This window comes from Paraburkholderia sp. UCT2 (assembly GCF_014397665.1).
Lineage (GTDB): Bacteria > Pseudomonadota > Gammaproteobacteria > Burkholderiales > Burkholderiaceae > Paraburkholderia > Paraburkholderia tuberum.
The window spans coordinates 30,924-51,933 of the sequence record NZ_VZQO01000020.1 but is presented as its reverse complement, the minus strand read 5'-3'; the positions used below and the strand labels follow the sequence as shown (position 1 = coordinate 51,933).

The window sequence follows — 21,010 nt, the reverse complement described above, 5'->3', positions numbered from 1 at the left end:
TCCAGGCGGCGGTGCATGCGCACCGCCCTCACGTCTTACTTCAGCATCTTCTCGATCTGCCGCAGGATGTCGTCGCGCTTTTCACGCGTGAGGCCTTTCAGGCGCAACTCGAGCCGGTCGTCCCCATACGACTTCAGATCGCCGACCGACACACCACCAAGCTTGATTTCCAGACGTTGCGCGTAGCGCTGCCGGCCCGCCGGTTTGGCGCTTTCCTGCGAGGTCGCTCGGCCTTTGACGATGTCGGCGACCTGGCGTGTGCTCAGATCGTCGGAAAGGATTCGGTTGATCAGTCGCAGTGTCGCCTCCGCGCCGCGAGCCGTGTGGTAGCGGCCCACCTGATACGCCATGTTCGAGCCGAAGCGGTCAGGGCGCGCGACCATCTCCTGCATCACGGTTTCCGGGAGTTTGGCGATGGACAGCGCGACTGCGACCGTCGATTCGTCGAGGCCGAGATGTTCGGCCAGTTCCTTCTGGCTCTGGAAATGCCGCTCGTCGAGAAAGCGTCGCCACACGATCGCGTTGTCGAACACCGTCTGCGAGTCGCGCTGCACGTTGAGGTCGTAACCGAGCTTGTAGCTCTGGATGCCAATCGGCAGATCGATGACGATCGCTTTCACCGACTCCTTGTTCGCTTCTTTCAGCGCACGCACCCGTCTGCCGCCGTCACTGACGAAGTAGGTGCCAGGGTTGTCATAGTCGGGAATGACGTGAATCGCCTGCTGCTGCCCCTGCTTCGCCAGATTGACGGCAAGCTCCGCAATCGACGACTTCACATAGAAGTACCGTGGATTGAACGGGCTCGGCTTGATTGTCTTGAGTGCCAGTTCGATGATCTGGCCGGGACGATAGCCGTGTTCGAGCCTCCAGGCGCGGTAGGCCGCCGATTCGTTGTCCGGATCAGGAATCTCCGCGTCCTGCAGACGCGACGGCAAGACGGCCGGAATCGGACGCCCGGCGATCACGGGAGTTTTCGCCTCGTTTCTGACCAGGCCGTCGATCGCATTTAGACGGTCGAGCGCGGTGCGCTTTTCGCTGCTGGTCGTGTCAGGACGTGCTTGAAAGCCTTTGGCGAACTGGGACGGTTTCATTCAGGGTCCTTTATGCGCATAAATTCACGGGAGCAAGGCGGCGATCTCGTTGGCGCACGCCCGTACTTCGAGCGCGGCGAGCTTCGCGCCGCGGTCGTTCATCTGAAGCACCGTTTGCCCTAACGCCATTGCCTGCTTGTAGGCTTCGCGCGTGGGAATCTGGGTTTTGAGGAGAGGGAAGCCGAGTTCTTCGAGCGCGCGCTTCAGTTCGCGCGTCAGCATCCGTTTCTCTTCAGTCTTGTTGAGCAGGAACACGGCTCGCAGGTCTTCGTTCATGACCTGCGCTTGCTGGACCAGCTTGACGAGGCCGATGCTCGACCAGTAATCGGCTGGGGACGAGGAAGTTGGGATCACCGCGACGCTCGCTGCGAGCAGAACGACGCCCGAGACTTTTTCGGTGATGGAGGGCGGGCAGTCGACGACGATGATGTCGTAATCAGCCACGAACTTCTTGATCTCGCGATGGATCTGGCTGCCTGCTTCGGACAGGTTGACGACGGCGAATGGAATACCGATGTCGCCGTCGGAGGCAGCACTGGCCCAGTGAATCAGAGTGTTTTGGCCATCCGCGTCGACGACGAGAACGCGTTTGCCTTTCTCGTGAAATGCAGCGCCGAGATGCATCGCGATGGTGCTCTTCCCGACCCCGCCTTTCTGCTGTGTTACCGCGATGATTTCTGCCGCCAAATTTCACCTCCTCTTTTTAGACGCAAATGGATTTTACCTGGTTGAATTGCGATTTCAAATGATTTGCGTAAGCGCAGTTCCGAAATTGGCCATTCGGCAAAGGGTTTATGCGCATAAAGAGGCATCGGACGTGTGCCTGGGGTCTTGCGGGATATCAGAGCAAGCGTGGACTGCTTAAGCGTTGCTGATCGCTGTCCGGCGGCGGCAAAGGGAAAGTAACGAGGGCTCGCGTACTGCGTGCACAGTCGTCGGTGACTGTTCGCGATTCTCGGGTTGATGTGCAGAGAAAAGGAGCGCACGCATCTGAGCGACCAAAGAGGTGAGAGGTGCCAGACTTTATGCGCATAAAGTTCGCGTGCCAATTGGCTCGGAGGGACCATTGGTCATGAATTCGTCCGACGCGGATTCTCCCCAGACATGGCGGCAAGCGGCAAACGTGCGTCCGGCGCCTCATCAGCGGGGGATATAGGTTGCCGTTTGAATCGCGCCCGCGCGAGCAAATCTCAGGTGCGACTAGAACTCAGGGTGCCAGCGTTAAACTGTTTCCCACTTCGCCTCGAAGGCAGCGTCGGTTTATGCGCATAAACCGACCCACCTCGCCGATGGTTCAAACAACAACGCGGATGCCGCGCAGTCATCTCGCGCCACGTCATCAAGTCACCCGCTAAAATTCCCGAATCGTTCTAACCGTCGCAGCAACCTTCAACGGCGTAAGCCCCGAATCCAGCCCATGATCACCATCTACCACAACCCGCGCTGCTCCAAATCTCGCACCACCTGCGAACTCGTCGCGAACACCTACAACTCCGCAAAGGAAACGACGGAAATCGTCGAATATCTGAAGAAGCCACTCACCGTCGCAGAGCTTGAGAAGCTCAATGCTCAACTCGGCTGTCCCGTCCGCGAAATGATCCGCGACACCGAGGTCGAATATAAAGAGCTCAATCTTGCCGACACGTCGCTGACGGACTCCCAGCTCTATGACGCATTGGCGAAGCATCCGATTCTGTTGCAACGACCGATCGTCGTCAGAAACGGACGGGCTGCCATCGGCCGCCCGCCGGAAAATGTCGCCGCGCTTTTCGCCTGATCGCGCGACCGTCGAAGTAAAACGATGTGGGCAATGCGGACTCGAACTGCTGCGCTACGCTTTGCCGGACAGCGCGGCATCCTTGGTCACGATCTTCGTCGGAATCAGATGCAGTTCGGTGAACGTATCCGCGATGCGCTGTTGTTCTGCAATCACGTTCGCGTCGACGGGCTTGTAGATATGCGCGTAATGCCGCAAGCCTGATTCGATCACGCTCGCGTCGAGCCCTTGAATCGGCGCGAGTTGGGCGGCGGCCTCGCTGTAATGGCCGCGCACCCACTCCCCTTCCTTGCCGACTTCATCGATCACGATCGCAAGGACGTCGCCGTTCTGTTGCGCGAAGGGCCGCGCGCTGAGAAAGAACTGGTGGTGACTCACGATACCCTCGGCATCGGCGAGCAGCCGCGCGTTCGTTTGCCGCCTGGCGGCTTCGAGGAACGGATCCCAGATCGCCCACGCATCGACCGCACCGCGCTCGAAGGCCGCACGTGCATCGGCGGGCGGCAGATACACGGGTTGGATCTCGCTGAACTTCACGCCGTTCTTCTGCAACGCGGCGACGAGAAACCAGTGCACATCCGAGCCCTTGTTCAGCGCAATCTTCTTTCCCTTCAAATCGGCCAAGGTTTTGATTGGCGCGTCCGGATGCACGAGGATGCCTTCGGCGTGCGGCGTCGGAATTTCATACGCCGTGTAGACGAAATTGGCACCCGCGGCCTGCGCGAACACGGGCGGCGCTTCGCCCACATAGCCGAAATCGATCGCGCCGACGTTCAGCCCTTCCAGCAATTGCGGCCCAGCCGGAAACTCGGTCCATTTGACCGTGATGCCAAGTGGCGCCAGCCGCTTTTCGAGCGTGCCGTGCGCCTTCAGCAATACCAGGGTGCTTGCGGCTTTCTGATATCCGATGCGAAGTTCTTTTGCATGTACATCGGCGGCAAATGCGGCGGCGGAGAAGACCGGCAACGCGGCGGCGGCCAGCGTTGCGCCTGCGCCGGCCAGAAACGTACGGCGCGTCAGCAGCGAATCACGGGACATGAGAATACTCGTCGAAAAAGAATTTAACGGACGCCAAAAGATGGTCCGACTGGCTCCGACGATAATTCGTCTGCGGGCCTGGACGAACCGATAAATTCGCATAAGCAAATCATGCGGCAGTAGCGAAGCATTGCCCAAAGCCCAACCTACCCCCTCCCGCTACAATCGAGCGGCAAAACAAGCGCCCGCGACCACCAGCTCGCGGCTGCATCGATCGACTGCAAACGAAGAGAGGAAAAAAGCCGCCGTGCCTGTAACGACAACACTGACACCGTGGGCCGCCCACGACACCCAACTGATCCTGTCGTGCGCGCTTGGACTAGCACTGATCATCATCTTCATCAGCGTGCTGAAGCTCGCGCCGTTCCTGTCGATCCTGGTCGGCACCTTCGCGGCGGGCTTCACGGCCGGCCTGCCGCTCGAAGCAGTCGCGAGCGCGTTCAGCAAAGGCGCCGGCGCGTTGCTCGGCGACGTCGGCATCATCATTGCGCTGGGCGCGATGCTCGGTGCGTTGATGGCCGAATCGGGCGCCGCCGACCGGCTCGTGTCGACGATCCTCGCGCACTCGACCCCGCGCACGCTGCCGTGGATGATGGCCGTCGTCGCGCTGCTCATCGGCCTGCCGCTGTTCTTCGAAGTCGGCCTCGTGATGATGGTGCCGATCATCTTCGTCATGGCGCGTCGCGCGCAGCAGCCGATTCTGCGCATCGCGATTCCCGCGCTCGCCGGTATGACGACGCTGCATGCGCTGCTGCCGCCGCATCCGGGTCCGCTGATCGCGGTGAGCGCGTTGCACGCCGATCTCGGTTTGACGTTGGGCCTCGGCTTGATCGTGGCACTTCCCGCGGTGGTCCTCGCCGGTCCGCTGTATGGCATCTGGCTGTCGAAACGCATGCACGTCGTCGAGCCTGAAGAAATGGGCAAGCTGTTCACCGCCGAGCAGAACGGCTTCGAGCCGCCGGGCTTCGCGATCTCTCTGATCACGATCCTGCTGCCCGTCATTCTGATGCTCGGCCGCACGGTCGCGAAGCTGCTGCTCGAGCCCGAAACGTTGCTCTTCGATACGCTGAATTTTCTTGGCGAGCCGCTGATCGCGCTGGGCCTCACCGTGCTGTTCGCGGTGGTCGCGCTCGGCTGGTCGCGCGGCATGGCGCGCGAGCGCGTCGGGGGCATTCTGCGCAAAAGCCTGCCGCCGATCGCCGCGCTCTTGCTGACGATCGGCGCGGGCGGCGGCCTGAAACAGGCGCTCGTCGTCGCTGGCATCAGCACGACGATCGGCAAGATCGCGGTCGGGGCGCATATGCCGCTGATCTTGCTCGCCTGGTTGATCGCCGTCGCGCTGCGTCAGGCCACCGGCTCGGCGACGGTCGCCACGACGACGACGGCCGGCATCGTCGCGCCGGTCGTCGCGGGCCTCAGCGCGACGCACAATTCGCTGATGGCGCTCGCGATCGGCGCCGGCTCGGTGTTCTTCTGCCATGTGAACGACGCCGGCTTCTGGATGGTCCGCGAATATTTCGGACTCCAGCTTAAACAGACTGTGCTGGTGTGGTCGGTCTTGCAGACGATCGTATCGGTCGTCGGTCTCGCGTTGACGCTCGTGCTGTGGAGCGTGTTGACGTGAGCACGGCGCGCGCGACAGCCTCACCCATTTGGGCAGCAGGTTGACGCGCGCACAGCGGAACACGCGCGCAGAACCTCACGCGACGCCAGGCAGCAAGCCGCGCCTCGCGTCATCAACAACAGGAGCCACCGTCATGCTCGAATTGCGACCAACCTGCGAAGGCTGCAGCAAGTCACTTCCGCCGAACGCGTCCGACGCAATGATCTGCACCCACGAATGCACGTTCTGCGAGGTCTGCGCGCTGACGAGGCTGCGCAACGTGTGTCCGAATTGCGGCGGCAATTTCGCGCATCGGCCGATTCGCACCCGCGCGCAACTCGCCAAACATCCGGCGCGTGCCGATGCGACATCCTGTCGGCATCGATGAAGCATCGCATGCTCGTTTTTTCGAACGCTATCGCGACGTGCCGATCGGCGAGCGCTGAACTGCGGTGTGGCAAAGCGGCAAATCACTCGTCGCCGCTCACCTCTCCATCCACGTTCGCCACTCCGCTCGCCACATGCGCGGCGACCCGCAGCAGGCGGATCTGTTTGCGATAGTTCCGGCACCCGCTGCAGGTCGGCAGATGCAGGCGGATCGCGAGCCATTCGCCAGTCGACAGGGAGCGGTCGAGCGCATCGGATAGCAGCCGCGTGATGTCCTTACATTTCCCCATTCGCATCCTCGCTGGATAGGCCTTTTTCGCTCAGGCACGTGCGCAGCCGCAGCCGCGCTCGATAGATCAGCACGCTGCAATGATTCGCGTTGATCTGCAGTTCCGCGCAGATCGCCGCGATGTCGAGGTCGAGAAACTCCCGCATCATGAACACGCGTCCAATGTGCTCGGGCAAATGCTCGAGGCACATCTCGAACAGCGTCCAGAATTGCCGCTGGCGCAATGCAGTTTCGGGTGTCGGCCACGGACGCGGTTTGGTCTCGCGCGACCAGTGGCCGTTGTCCTTGAAGAGCTCGCGATCAAGCAGCGCCTCGCCGTCGAGTTCGGCTTCGAGCGCCGACAGATTGACCGTGCGCTGGCGCGCGCGCAGCGTGTCGACGAGCTTATGGCGCAGGATGCCGAACACCCAGGTCTTGTGCTCCGACTGCGCGGCGAAACGCGTGGCCTGAGTCCACGCGGCGGTCAGCGCTTCCTGCACGGCGTCCTCGGCGGCCGCGGCATCGCGCAATTGCAGACGGGCGAAGCGCACGAGGTCACGCCGCAATTGCGCGAGATAAATGGGATCGTCCAGCGAGGGAGCGCCTGGCTGCGTCACGGCATGCTCCGTCGCTGCGCTGTCGGCCGCGCGCTGCGCTGCGCGTGTCGTCCTGAAACGTCGTGATTCATGAGCAGATGGTCGTCCTCGCACGGTTTGCGGATGCGTGCGCCATTCTCCCTCACGTTCCAGCCCTAGCGAATCGGTATTGAACATATGCCCCTTGGCCATCGATGCCCGAGGAGCTTCGTCGCGCGGCGCGGCCGCTTATGACATCGGAAATTAATTGTTGCAAGAAATGATATTTCGAGTCTGCGCGCGACAGGGCTGATCGCCATACTGGCCGATCAGCGTCGCGGTCGGCCGCCAATTCAACGCAATCGCACAATAGCGATTATTTCAATTTATAAAATAATCTCTTCTCATCTTCGCTGTTTGTGGACGCGGGCTCGCTCGCTATTCTTCACGCCATCGATTGCATCAGATCGCGCAACCCACACACAAACGAGGACGCACACCATGAAACGCATTTTCTCCGCCCTGATCGCTTCGGCCGCGCTGTTCGCAGCGGCTTCGGGTGTCGCTCACGCCGACGCTCCGGCTTCGACCTGCAACGGCCCGGCGTCGTACTGCAACGTATTTTTTGGCAACTGATCGACACGTCGAAATACGCAGCAAGGAAGCATGAGAAAAGGGCGCCGGCAACGGCGCCCTTTCGTATTCCAGTATTCGGCATTCGGCCTGCATGGGGATACGGCGGCGTCAAGCGGCCCCTTCTAGCCACGGCCGACGCACAACCCGCGAGTCCTAGCGGCTTGGCGCCTTCCCTCCGCCATCGAGTCCGGCGCCCGTGCGCCACACCTGTTTGCCTTGTTCCGACAACTCGCCGCAACTATGCGTGGCATCGGCTTCGACGCCGTCGACGGCCATCTCGCCGCCCGCCGGCTCCTGCGCGCGCTGCCGCACTTTCTTGCGCGCGGCGACCGCTTCGTCGTGGGATTTTCCTGCATAGTCGAGACTCATGATCCGGTCCTCCAGAATGTCGATGGTGTCCATTTGCCTCAGATCGCCCTGGCCCGAAGGCATGCTTGATTGGCAAGGCAAAAGTTCCACTTATCCACAAGGTTATTCAGCGAATCTGTGGATAACTTTTCGAGCCGCGAGGTTATCCACCGTCAGGTGCCGCAAGAATCCTTCCCGATCCGCTATGACCTGGCCAAATCCGCCAGGGCCTGGGCGTTTCGCGCGGCTTTTGCCTATGATGGACAGTTCGTACTCTCCGCGCGTCGAGCGCCTTACCTGAGGAAGCGAACATGGCCTATCACATTGCAGTGGTCGTCGGCAGCCTGCGGCGGGATTCGTTCAATCGTCAGCTGGCTCAGGCGGCGATTTCCCTCGCTCCAGCCGATTTCACCTTCGAATACATCGATATCGGCTCCTTGCCGCTGTACTCCCAAGACTACGACGCCGACTATCCCGAAGCAGGCAAGAAGCTCAAGGAGCGCGTGCAAGCCGCGGACGGTCTGCTGTTCGTGACGCCCGAATACAACCGCTCGATACCGGGCGTGCTGAAAAACGCGCTCGACTGGGGCTCGCGGCCGTGGGGCACCAACTCGTGGGCCAACAAGCCCGGCGCGGTGATCGGCACCTCGGTCGGTGCGACCGGTAGCGCGCTCGCTCAGCAGCATCTGCGCAACGTGCTCGCCTATCTCGACGTCGCGGCGATGGGGCAGCCCGAGGTGTTCATCAAGCACGATCCAGCGGTGATCAACGAAAAAGGCGAAATCGTCAACGACGGCACGCGCAAGTTCCTGCAGACGTTCATGGACCGCTACGTCACGTGGATCAAGCGGCACGGGGCGGTGTAGCCGAGCCTCAGCGCCGCTGACCGCGTCCTGACCATCCGCCGAAGCAACGCGAACACAGCGCGCGACGCGTAAGGCGGCCGCGCTCGTGTCGCTCGGCGCATCGCCTACGCGTGGTGATGGCCGGTCACCCGCTCCCAGCCGTGACGCACCGCGAGCTTGAAGCGCTCCCACGTGCTGTCCGGCGACGTGGTTTCCCAATGGCGGCGTGCTTCGGGCTCGATCTCATCCCACGGACGATTGCGGAATCGCGCGTCGCGAGCGATCTCCGCGCCGTAGCGATAGGCCGGCACATAGTCCTCATAGCGCGCGTTCGCGGCGCCGTACTGCTCGTCGTAGTGCGCGCGGAAATCTTCTTCGTACTCCAGATACTCGTTCGGCATCTGCGCGCCGGGACCGGTGCCCGGCTGCCCGCCTTCGGGGACGATGTCGGACGGCTGCATCACCGCGCCCGAACCTGGTACCGAGCCGGCGGCGATCGCGCTGCGTCCCGCATCGCCGGCGAGCGGATCGACGATGGGTTCGTTGACCGGATCGCTCATCGGCCGTTCGCTGCTCGGCGGCGGCGCGAACGGCTTGGCGGCGGCGCCGATGTCCGCCGGCGGCATGGCGGTCAGCGGATCAGGGCGCGGGGTGGCGGGAGGGGGCATGGTGTCGGGTGCGGTCGTACCGGACGCCGAAGTGGCGCCCGTCGCGCCGGCGATTCCGGTCGATTCGGTCATGGCCGCCGCACCCGCTGCGCCGCTGCTCGAACTCACGCCCGCCGCACCCGGTGTCGCAGTGGTGTCGCGCATCCCGGGCGTCGCACCCGCCTCGGTCGTTACGCTCGACGTGCGCGGCGTTCCCGGCATCACCGCGCCGATGCCCAGCTCATCGAGTATCGAGTGGTCACGGTCGGTGGCGGCCGGCGTGTCCGCCTCGGGCGGGCGGTCGCCGATATCCGTCGCGCCGAGCCGCACGAGCGTATTGCGCGCCAGCTCCGCATGCGACTCGCTTGCCGCGTGAACGCACACGAGCACCGCGCCGCGCCGCATCGCCTCGGCATAACGCGCGGTGTCCGATGAGCGCGGCCCGGTCGAGAACAGGCTGGCGAGAAAGCGCTCGATATTCGCGAGCACGCCCGCGTTGGCGACTTCGCTGGTGGCCGAGCCAACCGAAGGTTCGGCGTTCGCCTGCAACTCGATCTTCTCGCGCGCAAAGCCGGTTTGCACGAGCGTGTCGCGGGCGGTTTCGGCCTGCATGTAAGTGTCGAATAAACCAATCACGGTATGTTGCATGGTTGTCTCCCGACATGTTCTGCTGGAACGGGCGGCGCTCGCGGCGTCGTCCCCTTGCCGTCTGAAGGTAAGCAACCTTCATGCCCCGCACCGCCGCGCGGCGCCGCCGCGTCCCATGCCCAGCCGCGCTGCCCGGCGTGCTACGCATGACGCGGGCTCACGATGAAAAAAGCGCGGCGTGTAAGCGCCGCGCTTTTTACAAGGCCCGGTAAATGACGCCGGCACGGCGCGGACATCAGGTATCGGCCGGATGCGTGGCGGCATCGTTGCTCGTTTGCACGGCGTCGTGCTGGATCGTTTCGAGCAGTTGCTCCAGCAGTCCGATATCGAACGGCTTGGACAGCACGCGCACGTTCGCGTGCCGCGCGCGGTCGAGCTCTTCCGCGTAGCCGGTGACGAGGATGACCGGCAACTGTGGGTCGAACCTGAGCACCGCTTCGGCCAGATCGATGCCGTTCATCTTGCCGGGCATGTGGATGTCCGACAGCACCAGATCGAACGGCAGCGGCTCGCCGGTGCTCGCGCGCTTCGCGCGGGCGTCGTCGAGTACACGCAGCCCCGTGTCGGCGTTGAACACGCAGGTGACCTGATGACCCATCATCTGCAGCAGCGCCTCGGTGCCGGCGGCGACTTCTTCGTCGTCCTCGACGAGCAGCACGCGCAGACCCTGTGGCACGCCGCTTTCGGTCGCTAGCGCTTCTGCAGGCCCGGCCGTGTGCGGCTCGGTCGACGCGCGCGGCAGATAGAGCCGCACCGAGGTGCCTGCGCCGATCGCGCTGTCGATTGCCGCGAGCCCGCCCGAGCCCTCGCAGAACGCGAAGACCTGCGGCAACCCGAGTCCCGTGCCCATGCCTTTGGGCTTGGTCGTGAAAAGCGGCTCGAACGCGCGCGCGAGCACGTCGGGCGCCATACCGGCGCCGGTGTCCTCGAGCGACAGTTGCACGAACTCGCCGGTCAGCGGAAAACCGTCCTCGTGACGGAACACGACATTGCTCGCGCGCACCGTGAAGCGCCCGCCGTTGGTCATCGCATCGCGCGCATTGACGGCGACGTTGATCAGCGCGAGCTCGAGCTCGGCGACGTCGACGCGCACCGGCCAGGTATCGACGCCGCTATCGATCACGAGCGACACCTTCGCGCCGAGCGACGCGCGCAACAGTTCGCGGCACGACGGCAGCCAGCGTTCGAGCGACAGCGTCTCGGTGCGCAGCGGCTGCTTGCGCGCGACGCCGAGCAGCTGCCGCGTCAGCGACTGGCCGCTCTTCAGCGCGCGCTCCATCGCCGACAGTTCGCGCTCCAGTCCGCCGACGCCGCGCCGTCGCACGATCTGCACGTTGGCCGACAGGATCATCAGCAGGTTGTTGAAGTCGTGCGCGACGCTGCCGACCAGCGTGCCGAGCGCTTCCATCTTGCGCGACTGGCGGTACGCGGATTCGATCGAGCGGCGCATCGATGCCTCGGCCTGCCAACGCTGCCACGCTTCCTCTTCGGCGCCGAGGCGGCGCAGCGACAGCCAGATCACGCACCACAGCGCGATCGACGGCGTGAACATCGACAGGACCAGCACGCTCAGATGCTTGTACCAGGCGGCCCAGATCGCCGACGTGCGATAGCCGCACAGCACGTAGACCGGATACGAGCCGACGTGCCGGAAGGCGACGATCAGGTTGCCGCCGGCGAAGCTCGAGCGCATCCGCACGACGCCGGAGCGCTGCCCCTGCCTGACCGCTTCGGCGAACGGCGAATCGGATGCGAGCGCGGTCGGCTCGCGTGGGCCGCGCGGGTAATGCGCGAGCACCGCGCCGTCGGTGCGCACGAGGCTCATGATGATCGGCGTAGCGTCGCTGCTGCCGAGCAACTCGCGATAGAACGCGTCGAAATAGCTGGGCCGCAGCGCGATCGACACGACGCCCGCGAACGAGCCATTGGGCGCCTGGCGCTCGACGCCCATGTTGAACACCTGCTCGCCGCTCACATGTCCCGTCATCACTTTCGACACGCGTTCGAGCACGTTGCCGTCGCGGATGCCGACGAAATCGTCGCGCTGGCCGATCGAATTTTCCGGCGACGGATACAGGCGGCTGCTCACGAGCAGCGCGCCCTGCTGGCCGAAGATCGACACCGAGGCTACCTGCGGATAGCCGCCGCCCATCGTGCGCAACTTGTCGTGAATCGTGTGTTCGCGCGCGCGAATGCCGTCGTCGTCGAGGCCGTCGGTCAGATCGACGATACGCGCGTTCAGCGTCTCGTTCATGTCGAACACCTTCAACGCGTGTTCTTCGGCGACCCGCACCGTGCGCAGCGCCAGATCGGTGGCGTCGGCCTCGCGCGAGCGCAGATCGGCGAATGCCATCGCCGCGACGTAGACGAACGGCAGCACGATCGCCGCGACCAGCAGCGCGATCAGCGTGATGCGACGCACCTGGAAATTCTGTTCCGGCACGGCCGGAAACGACGCGTCGTCCTGCTCGCGGGCAGGACGACGCGAAAGACGGCCCGCGCGCGCGGAGTCGACCCGGTCTGATGTCATTGTCGTTGACGCGAAAAGTCGTTCGGATGTGGCAGCCCCGTATCGGGCCGTTGCCGGCACCATGCCGCCTTCAGAACAAGCATAGACGCAGCACGGAAAAATTTGCCGCAAAGCGTGGGGGATGGGCGTCCGCCGTGCCGGCCGTTCTTTAAGAGCGGCTTTAAAACAGCGACGAATCGGGAAGCGCAAACGTACACAAAAGGATAAAGATAAAAAAATGTCCGCCTCGACGATAGATCCATTTCTGAAATTCGCCTAGCAGAGAAACAGATCGTTACCGTCAGCGATTCTGGCGAGTTGCTTTTGCGCGACTTTACTTCGACAATCCTCACCACGATAAAAGGGCCGTTGCCCCCTCTGTGCGCCGGATCGTCAAGGTTCGCCAAACGCGTCCTGCTGCATTCGCACCCCCTCTCGCCAAAGGCAATTGCAATTCGACAGGCGCCACTGTACCTGGTCGCGCATCGGTCGGCATCACGCGAAGGTGTGCCACCCTCCGCTGTCGTGACGAACGAAATACGTACACAACCAGGCGCGGAAAGCGCTCAGATGAACCAGCCGATTCCTTTATCCGACCCGCCCAAACCGCCCGAGCCGCCGTTGCCATGCTCCCCATTGTGATCGCCGACGATTCGCTGCTCGCCCGCAAGTTGCTCACGAAGGCACTGCCGCCCGATTGGGCAGTCGACGTGTCCTACGCGACGAACGGGCACGAGGCGCTCACGCTGTATCGCGAGGGCAAGGCATCGGTGATGTTCCTCGACCTGACGATGCCGGACATGACCGGCTACCAGGTCCTCGAAGCGTTGCAGCACGAGGACCTCAACACCTTCGTGATCGTCGTTTCCGCCGACGTGCAGCCACTCGCCCAGCAGCGCGTGCGCGAGCTCGGCGCGATCGCGTTCATCGCCAAGCCGGTGACGCCGGAGGCGGTCCTGCCCATCCTCAAGGAGTACGGCTTGTATGTCTGAGCCCGCCTTCACCGAAGACCAGCGCGACGCGCTACAGGAAATCGCCAATCTCGCGATGGGCCGGGCCGCGACGCGGCTCGCGGGCCTGCTCGATTCGTTCATCGAGCTATCGGTGCCGCGCGTGCGGATGGTCGCGGTGAGCGACGCGGCGCGCACGCTGCGCGAGATGACCCATATCGACGACACGGTCAGCGCGGTGCGTCAGGGCTTTCGCTCGGACATCAAGGGCGAGGTGCTGGTGATCTGTCGCAGCGACTGCATCGCGCAGCTGTGTTCGCTCGTCCGCGACCCGTACGCGCGTTCGAGCTACGAGGAGGTCGGCGAGCGCGAACTGATGCTCGACGTCGCGAACCTGCTGTCCGGCGCGTGCGTGTCGTCGATACTCGACCAGCTCGGCCGCACGCCGGTGTTTTCCGCGCCGGGCATGCTCGGCGACACGCTGACGCTCGACGAAGTGTTCCAGCCCGGCGTGCTGCAATGGCAGGTGGCGCTGCTCGTCGAAGTGAATTTCGCGCTCGAACATCAGAGTTTTCGCGCGCATCTGGTGATGCTGATGGCCGAAGAATCAATCCGTCACATGAACGAAGCGCTCGATGCGCTGCTGTCCAGTATATGAACGTCTCCGTGGAATCGTTGAGCGACCTCGTGGTCGAGCGGGTCGGTTTTGGCATCTTCGTGCTCGACCGTGAACTGAACGTGCTGATGTGGAATCGCTTCATGCAGGACCATAGCGGCCTGTCGGCGGAGCAGGTGGTCGGCCACTCGATCTACCAGAACTTTCCGGAGCTGCCGCGCGTGTGGCTGTCGCGCAAGATCGAGAGCGTGTTTCAGCTCGGCAGCTTTGCGTTCAGCTCGTGGGAGCAGCGCCCGTATCTGTTCAAGTTCGATCACGACCGGCCGATCACCGGTGGGGTCGACTTCATGCAGCAGGACTGCACGTTCATGCCGCTGATGCGCGGTCGTGAAGTGGTGGCCGTGTGCGTGACGATCTCCGACGTGACGCATGTGAGCATCGTGCAGCGCGAACGCGAGGAGGCAGTTGCGAAGCTGCAGGAGTACGCGAATCGCGACGGACTGACCGGCATCGCGAACCGGCGCTTTTTCGAAACGCGGCTGCGCGACGAGTTCACGCGCTGGCAGCGCTACGGCGGCGAGATGTCGATGTTGCTGTTCGACCTCGATCACTTCAAGAAGATCAACGACCAGTTCGGTCATGGCGTCGGCGATACGGTGCTGCGTGTGATGGCGCAGCGCGTCGCCGGCGTGGTGCGCGCACAGGACACGTTCGGGCGCTTCGGCGGCGAAGAGTTCGCGCTGCTGCTGCCGTGCACGCCGCTCGACGACGCGATGCTGGTGGCGGAGAAGATCCGTCGCGTGATCGAGGAAACGCCGGTGGAGCTGATCGGCACCAGCGTGCCGGTCACGGCGAGCCTCGGCGGCGCGACGGCGCGCGCCGGCGTGCCCGCCTACGACGTGCTGATCAACGAGGCCGACGCGGCGCTCTATAGCGCAAAGCGTCAGGGCCGCAACTGCGCGGTCGCGTTCCGGCTCGCGGGAGCCTGATCCGCTAGCGGGGGCGGCGCGGTCGAGGCCGCCGCCGCCGCGCCGCGCCCGGCGGCCTTCCTTCCCGTCCCCCTATTGACCGGCGAAACTGCGGTCACCGGCAAAGATTGCTATACTTTTCGCCGTTTCCGGCCGCCCAGCCGGATGTTTCGCGCGTGTCCGCGCGCGCGGGCCCACTGCCCTGCGGGTCGGCATAAAAACCTCTTTGAACGCCTTTCAGCGGGCGCCTCCAGCGGAGATCGTCTTGGCTGTTTCCAATCTTGTCGTGGACGATACTGAAATCGACGCCGCTGCTGCCACGTCCGGCAGCTCGTTTTATCTTGCGATGCGCATCTTGCCGGCGGCGCAGCGCGATGCGATGTACCAGGTCTACGCCTTCTGCCGCGCCGTCGACGACATCGCCGACAGCGACCTGCCGCGCGCCGAGCGCGCGGCCGGGCTCGAGCAATGGCGCGCCGAGATCGACGCTTGCTACGCCGGCCAGCCGCGCGCGTCGCTGCGCGCGCTGACGCGGCACATTCACACGTTTCATCTGCAACGCGAGGATTTTCACGCGATGATCGACGGCATGGCGATGGATGCCGCCGCCGACATCTGCGCGCCCGACGACGCCACGCTCGACCTCTATTGCGACCGCGTCGCGAGCGCGGCCGGCCGTCTGTCGGTGAGGATATTCGGGATGCGTGACGAGCCGGGCCGGCTGCTCGCGCACCATCTCGGCCGCGCGCTGCAACTCACCAACATCCTGCGCGATATCGACGAAGACGCCGTCATCAACCGCTGCTATCTACCGCGCGAGCTGCTCGCGCGCGAAGGCATCGCGGCCACGGACCCGCGGCAGATCGCTGACGATCCGACGCTGCCGCGCGTCTGCGCGACGCTCGCCGAGCGCGCGAAGCAGCACTTCGCGGAGTCCGACGCGATCATGGATCGCGAGCCGCGCGCTCAGGTGCGCGCGCCGCGCATCATGTCGGGCGTCTATCGCGTGCTGCTCGAGCGCGCGCTGGAGCGCGGCTTCGACGTTCCGCGCACGAAGGTCCGCAAGCCGAAGCTGCGCCTGCTGTGGATCGTCGCGCGTTACGCGCTTTTCTGAGCTGATGCCGAAGCTCGTCCACGTGGTCGGCGCGGGCGTGGCCGGGCTCGCCGCCGCCGTGCAACTGCAGCGGCGCGGCGCGCGGGTCGTGCTGCACGAAGCGCAGGATCACGCGGGCGGCCGCTGCCGTTCGTACTACGACGCGAAGCTTGGTGCGACGCTCGACAGCGGCAATCACATCGTGTTGTCGGCCAATGCCGCGACGCTCAACTACGTGCGCGCGATCGGCGCCGCCGACGAACTGGTCGGCCCCGCGCAGCCCGAGTATCCGTTCGTCGATCTGGCCACGCGTTCGCGCTGGAGCGTGCGTCTGTCGCCGGGGAGTTTGCCGTGGTGGATTTTCGATGCGCACGCGCGCGTGCCGAACACGGGCCCGACCGATTACCTGTCGCTCGTGCCGCTGCTGTTTGCGAAACCGGGCCGCAGCGTCGCGCAGACGATGCGCTGTCACGGTCCGCTGTGGGAACGGCTGCTGCGGCCGCTGCTGCATGTGCTGCTGAATCTGGAGCCGCGCGACGCGTCGGCCGAACTGACCGGCGCGCTCGTGCGCGAAACGCTGCTCGCGGGCGGGCTCGCGTGCCGGCCGCTGGTCGCGCGTAATGGTCTTGGCAGCGCGTTCGTCGATCCGGCGCTGCGTCTGCTGCAACATGGCGGCGCGACGATCCGGCTCGGTTCGCGTCTGCGCGACATCACGTTCGCGGCCGACCCGGCCCGTGTGCAGGCGCTGCATTTCGACGATGAGAGCATCGCGCTCGGCGCGAACGAGGCGGTGATTCTCGCGCTGCCGCCCGAAGCCGCGGTGGCTCTCGTGCCGGGTCTGCGCGCGCCGACGCGTTTCGCGGCCGTGCTCAACGTGCATTTCGCGGTCGAGCCGCCGTTCGGCCTGCCGCAGATCACCGCGCTGCTGAACGGAACGGCCGAATGGCTGTTTGCGTTCGACGACCGCCTGTCGGTGACGCTCAACGGCGCCGAGCGGCTCTTCGACACGCCGCATGACGTGCTGGCGGCGACCGTTTGGGCCGAGGTCGCGCAGGCGGTCAATCTGCCGGTCGCGCCGCTGCCGCGCTGGCAGGTGGTGATGGAATCGCGCGCGACGTTTGCCGCGCTGCCCGCGCAGGAGACATTGCGGGCGGGCACGCGCACTCGCTGGAACAATTTGCTGCTCGCGGGCGACTGGACGGCCACCGGCCTGCCCGCGATGCTCGAAGGCGCGATCCGCTCCGGCCAGAAGGCCGCGGATACGCTGCTGAATCAACCGATGGAACGCAGATGAACGACTTATCTCACACCCAGCCGCTCGACGCGGCGCTGCCCGAAGCCGCCGATGCGGCGCCGGACCTGGCCGAAGCTGCCGTGGTTGCCAACGCGCCCGCCGTGGCGGACGCATTGGCAACCGCAACGCCGGCGCCCGTGCAGGGCGCGAACGCGCTCGACGCATCGATCACGCGCGCGACCGATGCGATCCTGGCCGCGCAGCAGCCGGACGGCCATTGGGTCTACGAACTCGAAGCCGACGCGACGATTCCGGCCGAATACGTGTTGCTGGTCCACTATCTCGGCGAAACGCCGAACCTCGAACTCGAACAGAAGATCGCCCGTTATCTGCGCCGCATCCAGTTGCCGAACGGCGGCTGGCCGCTCTTCACCGACGGCGCGCCCGACATCAGCGCGAGCGTGAAGGCGTACTTCGCGCTGAAAATGATCGGCGACCCGGTCGATGCCGAGCACATGGTGCGCGCGCGCGACGCGATCCTCGCGCACGGCGGCGCGGAACACGTGAACGTGTTCACGCGAATCCTGCTCGCCCTCTTTGGCGTGGTGTCGTGGCGCGCGGTGCCGATGATGCCGGTCGAGATCATGCTGCTGCCGGTGTGGTTCCCGTTCCATCTGTCGAAGGTGTCGTACTGGGCGCGCACGGTGATCGTGCCGCTGCTGGTGCTCAACGCGAAGCGGCCGCTCGCGCGTAATCCGCGCAAGGTGCGGATCGACGAGCTGTTCCGCGGCGCGCCGGTGAACACCGGCATGAACGAGCGCGCACCGCATCAGCACGCGGGCTGGTTCGGCCTGTTCCGTTGTGTCGATTCGGTGCTGCGCGCGGTCGATGGCCTGTTGCCGAAGGCGACCCGCGAGCGCGCGATCCGCGCGGCGGTCGCGTTCGTCGACGAACGGCTGAACGGCGAGGACGGCCTCGGCGCGATTTTCCCGGCGATGGCCAATTCGGTGATGATGTACGACGTGCTCGGCTATCCGGCCGATCAGCCGCATCGCGCGATCGCTCGCAAATCTCTCGACAAGCTGCTCCTCATCAAGGACGACGAAGCCTATTGCCAGCCGTGTCTGTCGCCGGTGTGGGATACGTCGCTCGCCGCGCATGCTTTGCTCGAAACCGGCGAAGCGCGCGCCGAACAGGCGGCCGAACGCGGGCTTGCGTGGCTGCGTCCGCTGCAGATTCTCGACGTGCGCGGCGACTGGATTTCGCGCCGCCCCAACGTGCGGCCGGGCGGCTGGGCGTTCCAGTACAACAACGCGCATTTCCCGGATGTCGACGATACCGCGGTGGTCGCGATGGCGATGCACCGCTCGGCGGCGCTCACGCAATCCGATGTCGATCGCGAAGCAATTGCCCGCGCGCGCGAATGGGTGGTCGGCATGCAAAGCAGCGACGGCGGCTGGGGCGCGTTCGAGCCGGAAAACACGCAGTACTACCTGAACAACATTCCGTTCTCGGACCACGGCGCGCTGCTCGATCCGCCGACCGCGGACGTGTCGGGCCGCTGTCTGTCGATGTTCGCGCAGATCGGCGAGCTGCCGCAAAGCAGCGAGCCGGCGCGGCGCGCGTTCGACTACATGCTGCAGGAGCAGGAGTCGGACGGCAGCTGGTACGGCCGCTGGGGCCTGAACTACATCTACGGCACATGGACCGCGCTGTGCTCGCTGAACGCGGCCGGCATGCCACACGACGACCCGCGCATGCGGCGCGCGGTGCAATGGCTCGTGTCGATCCAGAACGACGACGGCGGTTGGGGCGAGGGCGGCGAGAGCTACAAGCTCGACTATCGCGGCTACGAGCGTGCGCCGAGCACCGCGTCGCAGACAGCCTGGGCGCTGCTCGGGCTGATGGCGGCGGGGGAGGTCGATCACGAAGCGGTGGCGCGCGGTATCGACTATCTGCAGCGTGAGCAGCGCGAGCATGGGCTGTGGGACGAAACCCGGTTTACCGCGACCGGCTTTCCGCGCGTGTTTTATCTGCGCTACCACGGCTATCGCAAGTTCTTCCCGCTGTGGGCGCTCGCGCGCTTCCGTCATCTGAAGCGCAATGGGCTCACGCGCGTCACGGTCGGGATGTGACGGATGTCCGTGTCGATGACGCCGTCCGTGGGGACGGGCGATAGCAGCTTGCCGGTGATCGTCGTGACGGGCATGGCGTTCGAGGCGCGCATCGCACGCGGCGACGGCAGCGTGCGCGTCGAAGTCGTGTACGCGGCGCGCGCCGATCTGCTCGAGCGCGCGCTGAACGCGGCGGTCGCTCGCGGCGCGGCGGGGATCGTCAGTTTCGGCACGGCGGGTGGGCTCGCGCCGGATCTGCAGCCGGGCGCGCTGATCGTCGCGGATGCCGTGCATGGGCCGTTCGGGCGTATCGACACGGATCGGCAATGGGCGGAGCGGATTGCCGCCGCCGTGACCAACGTCAGGACGGCCGAAGGGCTCGCGGGACGTCTGCGCCGTGGCGCGATGGCGGCGGTCGCCGCGCCGCTGATCACCGCCGAAGACAAACGCGCGCTGCACGAATCGACCGGCGCGCTCGCGGTGGATATGGAATCGCACATCGCTGGCGCGACCGCTGCCGCTCACGGTCTGCCGTTCGCCGTGTGTCGCGCGATCGTCGATCCGGCCTGGCGCACGCTGCCGCCGGCCGCGACCGCTGGTTTGCGCGACGACGGCAGCACCGCCCTCGGGCCGATTCTGCGCGAATTGCTGAGGCAGCCGTCGCAACTCGGCGCGCTGCTGCGACTCGCCGGCGATGCGCGCGCCGCGCGGACTACGCTGGTCGAGGCGCGGGAGGCCTTGGGGAAGGGCGGCGCGCTGCGGATCGCGGGCGTCAGCAGTTGAGCGACGGGGATGGCGGTTAGCCATCCCGACTGCGTCTGGGGCCGGCAGCAAGTCGCTAGCGTGTGCGTGACTCACCCCTGGAGCGGCGACTCGAGTCTTCGCCCAGGTCCCTTAGGCGGTTGCGCAGCCGCTGGTTATCTGCGTAAAGCCCCGCAAATGCCAGTATGAACAGTAGCAGCGGAAACCACTGGCCGCTGTAGCGAATCAGCGCCCATGCGATCGCCGCACAGGCGATAGCGGCGAGCAGAAGCGCCACTTTATCGGCGATCCAATTCATACCAATTCCGCTCGATGGAGCGCCAGACAGGCGTAGTGCCGGCGCGCTGGCCTGTTTGTCAGCACTTCCGGATGGCGATGGATGAATGCCAGCATCGACTCTGGAACGACCAATCCGAGGCGGGCCGCTGCAATTCGCGCAGTGACCGCCGCGCTGCTGGTGCCGCACGTTATCGCTGCCTTGGTCGCGACGATCAGCGAACCGATGCATGCACCGACGTAGAACGCCGCACTTAGCGCGCCGGCGACGGATAGTGCCTCGAGTGTCGTTGTTGCGCCGATCAACTCGGCAACCGTTGCGCTAGGTCCAAGTGTCTTCAGCGCGTTGAGCATGGCCGTGATATTGGACGTCGCCGTCTCGAGAGTGCCGAACAGGCTGCTCGGCGAAGGAAGGCCCAACGCGTTCATATTTGCTGCAAATGCACTCCTGAAGTTGCCACAAGTGACCGAATTCATAGATTGTCTGCCTCCGTCGTAGTTGTGGATGCCAACTTTAGATACCGACCGAGCCCGAACCAATCAGCGACTTCTTAAAAATTGCCGGGACAGTGATGGACGTGCCTGCTAGCCATCGCCCGAAGCGGTTGACCACTAGCGGTGGTCC

The 21,010-nt window shown here is 64.8% G+C and carries 21 protein-coding genes and 1 pseudogene; 12 read left to right on the top strand and 10 right to left on the bottom strand.

Annotation, left to right across the window (positions count from 1 at the left end; genetic code table 11):
* Positions 1-35: 35 nt before the first annotated feature.
* Both F6X39_RS18310 and parA read right to left on the bottom strand, forming a co-directional pair.
* Positions 36-1,091, bottom strand: coding sequence for a ParB/RepB/Spo0J family partition protein (locus F6X39_RS18310; protein WP_187617633.1), 1,056 nt, complete (start codon positions 1,089-1,091; stop codon positions 36-38).
* Between the two features lie 24 nt (positions 1,092-1,115).
* Complete coding sequence (gene parA, locus F6X39_RS18305) at positions 1,116-1,778, bottom strand: ParA family partition ATPase (protein WP_013092840.1); 663 nt, start codon at positions 1,776-1,778, stop codon at positions 1,116-1,118.
* 730 nt (positions 1,779-2,508) lie between these two features.
* On the opposite strand from parA, the gene arsC reads away from it, so the two are divergent.
* On the top strand, positions 2,509-2,868 hold the full coding sequence (arsC, locus tag F6X39_RS18300; RefSeq protein WP_187617632.1) for an arsenate reductase (glutaredoxin): 360 nt from the start codon (positions 2,509-2,511) through the stop codon (positions 2,866-2,868).
* A gap of 54 nt (positions 2,869-2,922) precedes the next feature.
* Here arsC and F6X39_RS18295 read toward each other — a convergent pair whose 3' ends face one another.
* Entirely contained in the window at positions 2,923-3,906 is a 984-nt protein-coding gene (locus F6X39_RS18295) for a sulfonate ABC transporter substrate-binding protein (protein ID WP_187617631.1), read from the bottom strand.
* A gap of 247 nt (positions 3,907-4,153) precedes the next feature.
* Between F6X39_RS18295 and F6X39_RS18290 the strand changes: the two genes are divergently transcribed.
* Both F6X39_RS18290 and F6X39_RS18285 read left to right on the top strand, forming a co-directional pair.
* Complete coding sequence (locus tag F6X39_RS18290; protein ID WP_187617630.1) at positions 4,154-5,530, top strand: gluconate:H+ symporter; 1,377 nt, start codon at positions 4,154-4,156, stop codon at positions 5,528-5,530.
* Positions 5,531-5,663: 133 nt separating this feature from the next.
* Positions 5,664-5,955 (top strand): annotated as a pseudogene (locus tag F6X39_RS18285) (DUF1272 domain-containing protein).
* A gap of 24 nt (positions 5,956-5,979) precedes the next feature.
* On the opposite strand, the gene F6X39_RS18280 reads toward F6X39_RS18285, so the two are convergent.
* Entirely contained in the window at positions 5,980-6,192 is a 213-nt protein-coding gene (locus tag F6X39_RS18280; RefSeq protein ID WP_187617628.1) for a zf-HC2 domain-containing protein, read from the bottom strand.
* Complete coding sequence (locus F6X39_RS18275; protein ID WP_187617627.1) at positions 6,173-6,781, bottom strand: RNA polymerase factor sigma-70; 609 nt, start codon at positions 6,779-6,781, stop codon at positions 6,173-6,175. The genes F6X39_RS18280 and F6X39_RS18275 overlap by 20 nt, the downstream gene beginning before the upstream one ends.
* Positions 6,782-7,240: 459 nt before the next feature.
* Here F6X39_RS18275 and F6X39_RS36870 point away from each other — a divergent pair, with 459 nt between their 5' ends.
* Positions 7,241-7,375: a hypothetical protein gene (locus tag F6X39_RS36870; protein ID WP_018424013.1), complete on the top strand. Its 135-nt coding sequence runs from the start codon at positions 7,241-7,243 to the stop codon at positions 7,373-7,375.
* A 153-nt stretch (positions 7,376-7,528) separates the two neighbouring features.
* On the opposite strand, the gene F6X39_RS18270 is transcribed toward F6X39_RS36870, so the two are convergent.
* Entirely contained in the window at positions 7,529-7,744 is a 216-nt protein-coding gene (locus tag F6X39_RS18270) for a hypothetical protein (RefSeq protein WP_187617673.1), read from the bottom strand.
* A gap of 290 nt (positions 7,745-8,034) precedes the next feature.
* Between F6X39_RS18270 and F6X39_RS18265 the strand changes: the two genes are divergently transcribed.
* Entirely contained in the window at positions 8,035-8,589 is a 555-nt protein-coding gene (locus F6X39_RS18265) for an NADPH-dependent FMN reductase (protein WP_187617626.1), read from the top strand.
* Positions 8,590-8,693: 104 nt separating this feature from the next.
* Here the strand turns inward: F6X39_RS18265 and F6X39_RS18260 are convergent, their stop codons facing one another.
* Positions 8,694-9,863, bottom strand: a complete 1,170-nt coding sequence (locus F6X39_RS18260) for a hypothetical protein (protein ID WP_187617625.1) — start codon at positions 9,861-9,863, stop codon at positions 8,694-8,696.
* A 235-nt stretch (positions 9,864-10,098) separates the two neighbouring features.
* The gene (locus F6X39_RS18255) at positions 10,099-12,393 is read right to left on the bottom strand and encodes a hybrid sensor histidine kinase/response regulator (RefSeq protein ID WP_187617624.1); all 2,295 of its coding nucleotides are present in this window, start codon (positions 12,391-12,393) and stop codon (positions 10,099-10,101) included.
* A 605-nt stretch (positions 12,394-12,998) separates the two neighbouring features.
* Between F6X39_RS18255 and F6X39_RS18250 the strand changes: the two genes are divergently transcribed.
* The 7 genes from F6X39_RS18250 (at position 12,999) to F6X39_RS18220 (ending at position 20,130) form a co-directional block, all read left to right on the top strand.
* Positions 12,999-13,364: a response regulator gene (locus F6X39_RS18250; RefSeq protein WP_090808122.1), complete on the top strand. Its 366-nt coding sequence runs from the start codon at positions 12,999-13,001 to the stop codon at positions 13,362-13,364.
* Positions 13,357-13,980 carry a chemotaxis protein CheC gene (locus F6X39_RS18245; RefSeq protein ID WP_187617623.1) on the top strand — a complete coding sequence of 208 codons (624 nt, stop codon included), beginning with the start codon at positions 13,357-13,359 and terminating at the stop codon, positions 13,978-13,980. Before F6X39_RS18250 ends, F6X39_RS18245 begins: the two co-directional genes overlap by 8 nt.
* On the top strand, positions 13,977-14,927 hold the full coding sequence (locus F6X39_RS18240) for a diguanylate cyclase (RefSeq protein ID WP_187617622.1): 951 nt from the start codon (positions 13,977-13,979) through the stop codon (positions 14,925-14,927). Before F6X39_RS18245 ends, F6X39_RS18240 begins: the two co-directional genes overlap by 4 nt.
* 244 nt (positions 14,928-15,171) lie before the next feature.
* Positions 15,172-16,020, top strand: a complete 849-nt coding sequence (gene hpnD, locus F6X39_RS18235; protein ID WP_187617621.1) for a presqualene diphosphate synthase HpnD — start codon at positions 15,172-15,174, stop codon at positions 16,018-16,020.
* 4 nt (positions 16,021-16,024) lie between these two features.
* Positions 16,025-17,293: a hydroxysqualene dehydroxylase HpnE gene (gene hpnE / locus F6X39_RS18230; RefSeq protein WP_187617620.1), complete on the top strand. Its 1,269-nt coding sequence runs from the start codon at positions 16,025-16,027 to the stop codon at positions 17,291-17,293.
* The gene (gene shc / locus F6X39_RS18225) at positions 17,290-19,368 is read left to right on the top strand and encodes a squalene--hopene cyclase (RefSeq protein WP_187617619.1); all 2,079 of its coding nucleotides are present in this window, start codon (positions 17,290-17,292) and stop codon (positions 19,366-19,368) included. Before hpnE ends, shc begins: the two co-directional genes overlap by 4 nt.
* 3 nt (positions 19,369-19,371) lie before the next feature.
* Positions 19,372-20,130 (top strand): phosphorylase, encoded by a 759-nt coding sequence (locus F6X39_RS18220; protein ID WP_184030923.1) that lies wholly within the window; start codon positions 19,372-19,374, stop codon positions 20,128-20,130.
* Positions 20,131-20,185: 55 nt separating this feature from the next.
* Here the strand turns inward: F6X39_RS18220 and F6X39_RS18215 are convergent, their stop codons facing one another.
* Positions 20,186-20,407 carry a hypothetical protein gene (locus tag F6X39_RS18215; RefSeq protein WP_187617618.1) on the bottom strand — a complete coding sequence of 74 codons (222 nt, stop codon included), beginning with the start codon at positions 20,405-20,407 and terminating at the stop codon, positions 20,186-20,188.
* Positions 20,404-20,862, bottom strand: coding sequence for a hypothetical protein (locus tag F6X39_RS18210; RefSeq protein ID WP_187617617.1), 459 nt, complete (start codon positions 20,860-20,862; stop codon positions 20,404-20,406). Before F6X39_RS18210 ends, F6X39_RS18215 begins: the two co-directional genes overlap by 4 nt.
* Positions 20,863-21,010 lie beyond the last annotated feature (148 nt).

Coding starts and splice junctions, on each gene's coding strand:
- F6X39_RS18250 (WP_090808122.1), top strand. CDS start 12,999: ATGCTCCCCATTGTGATCGCCGACGATTCGCTGCTCGCCCGCAAGTTG.
- F6X39_RS18245 (WP_187617623.1), top strand. CDS start 13,357: ATGTCTGAGCCCGCCTTCACCGAAGACCAGCGCGACGCGCTACAGGAA.
- hpnE (WP_187617620.1), top strand. CDS start 16,025: ATGCCGAAGCTCGTCCACGTGGTCGGCGCGGGCGTGGCCGGGCTCGCC.
- F6X39_RS18240 (WP_187617622.1), top strand. CDS start 13,977: ATGAACGTCTCCGTGGAATCGTTGAGCGACCTCGTGGTCGAGCGGGTC.
- F6X39_RS18260 (WP_187617625.1), bottom strand. CDS start 9,863: ATGCAACATACCGTGATTGGTTTATTCGACACTTACATGCAGGCCGAA.
- F6X39_RS18255 (WP_187617624.1), bottom strand. CDS start 12,393: ATGACATCAGACCGGGTCGACTCCGCGCGCGCGGGCCGTCTTTCGCGT.
- F6X39_RS36870 (WP_018424013.1), top strand. CDS start 7,241: ATGAAACGCATTTTCTCCGCCCTGATCGCTTCGGCCGCGCTGTTCGCA.
- F6X39_RS18210 (WP_187617617.1), bottom strand. CDS start 20,862: ATGAATTCGGTCACTTGTGGCAACTTCAGGAGTGCATTTGCAGCAAAT.
- F6X39_RS18215 (WP_187617618.1), bottom strand. CDS start 20,407: ATGAATTGGATCGCCGATAAAGTGGCGCTTCTGCTCGCCGCTATCGCC.
- shc (WP_187617619.1), top strand. CDS start 17,290: ATGAACGACTTATCTCACACCCAGCCGCTCGACGCGGCGCTGCCCGAA.
- F6X39_RS18310 (WP_187617633.1), bottom strand. CDS start 1,091: ATGAAACCGTCCCAGTTCGCCAAAGGCTTTCAAGCACGTCCTGACACG.
- F6X39_RS18280 (WP_187617628.1), bottom strand. CDS start 6,192: ATGCGAATGGGGAAATGTAAGGACATCACGCGGCTGCTATCCGATGCG.
- F6X39_RS18220 (WP_184030923.1), top strand. CDS start 19,372: ATGTCCGTGTCGATGACGCCGTCCGTGGGGACGGGCGATAGCAGCTTG.
- F6X39_RS18270 (WP_187617673.1), bottom strand. CDS start 7,744: ATGAGTCTCGACTATGCAGGAAAATCCCACGACGAAGCGGTCGCCGCG.
- F6X39_RS18295 (WP_187617631.1), bottom strand. CDS start 3,906: ATGTCCCGTGATTCGCTGCTGACGCGCCGTACGTTTCTGGCCGGCGCA.
- arsC (WP_187617632.1), top strand. CDS start 2,509: ATGATCACCATCTACCACAACCCGCGCTGCTCCAAATCTCGCACCACC.
- F6X39_RS18265 (WP_187617626.1), top strand. CDS start 8,035: ATGGCCTATCACATTGCAGTGGTCGTCGGCAGCCTGCGGCGGGATTCG.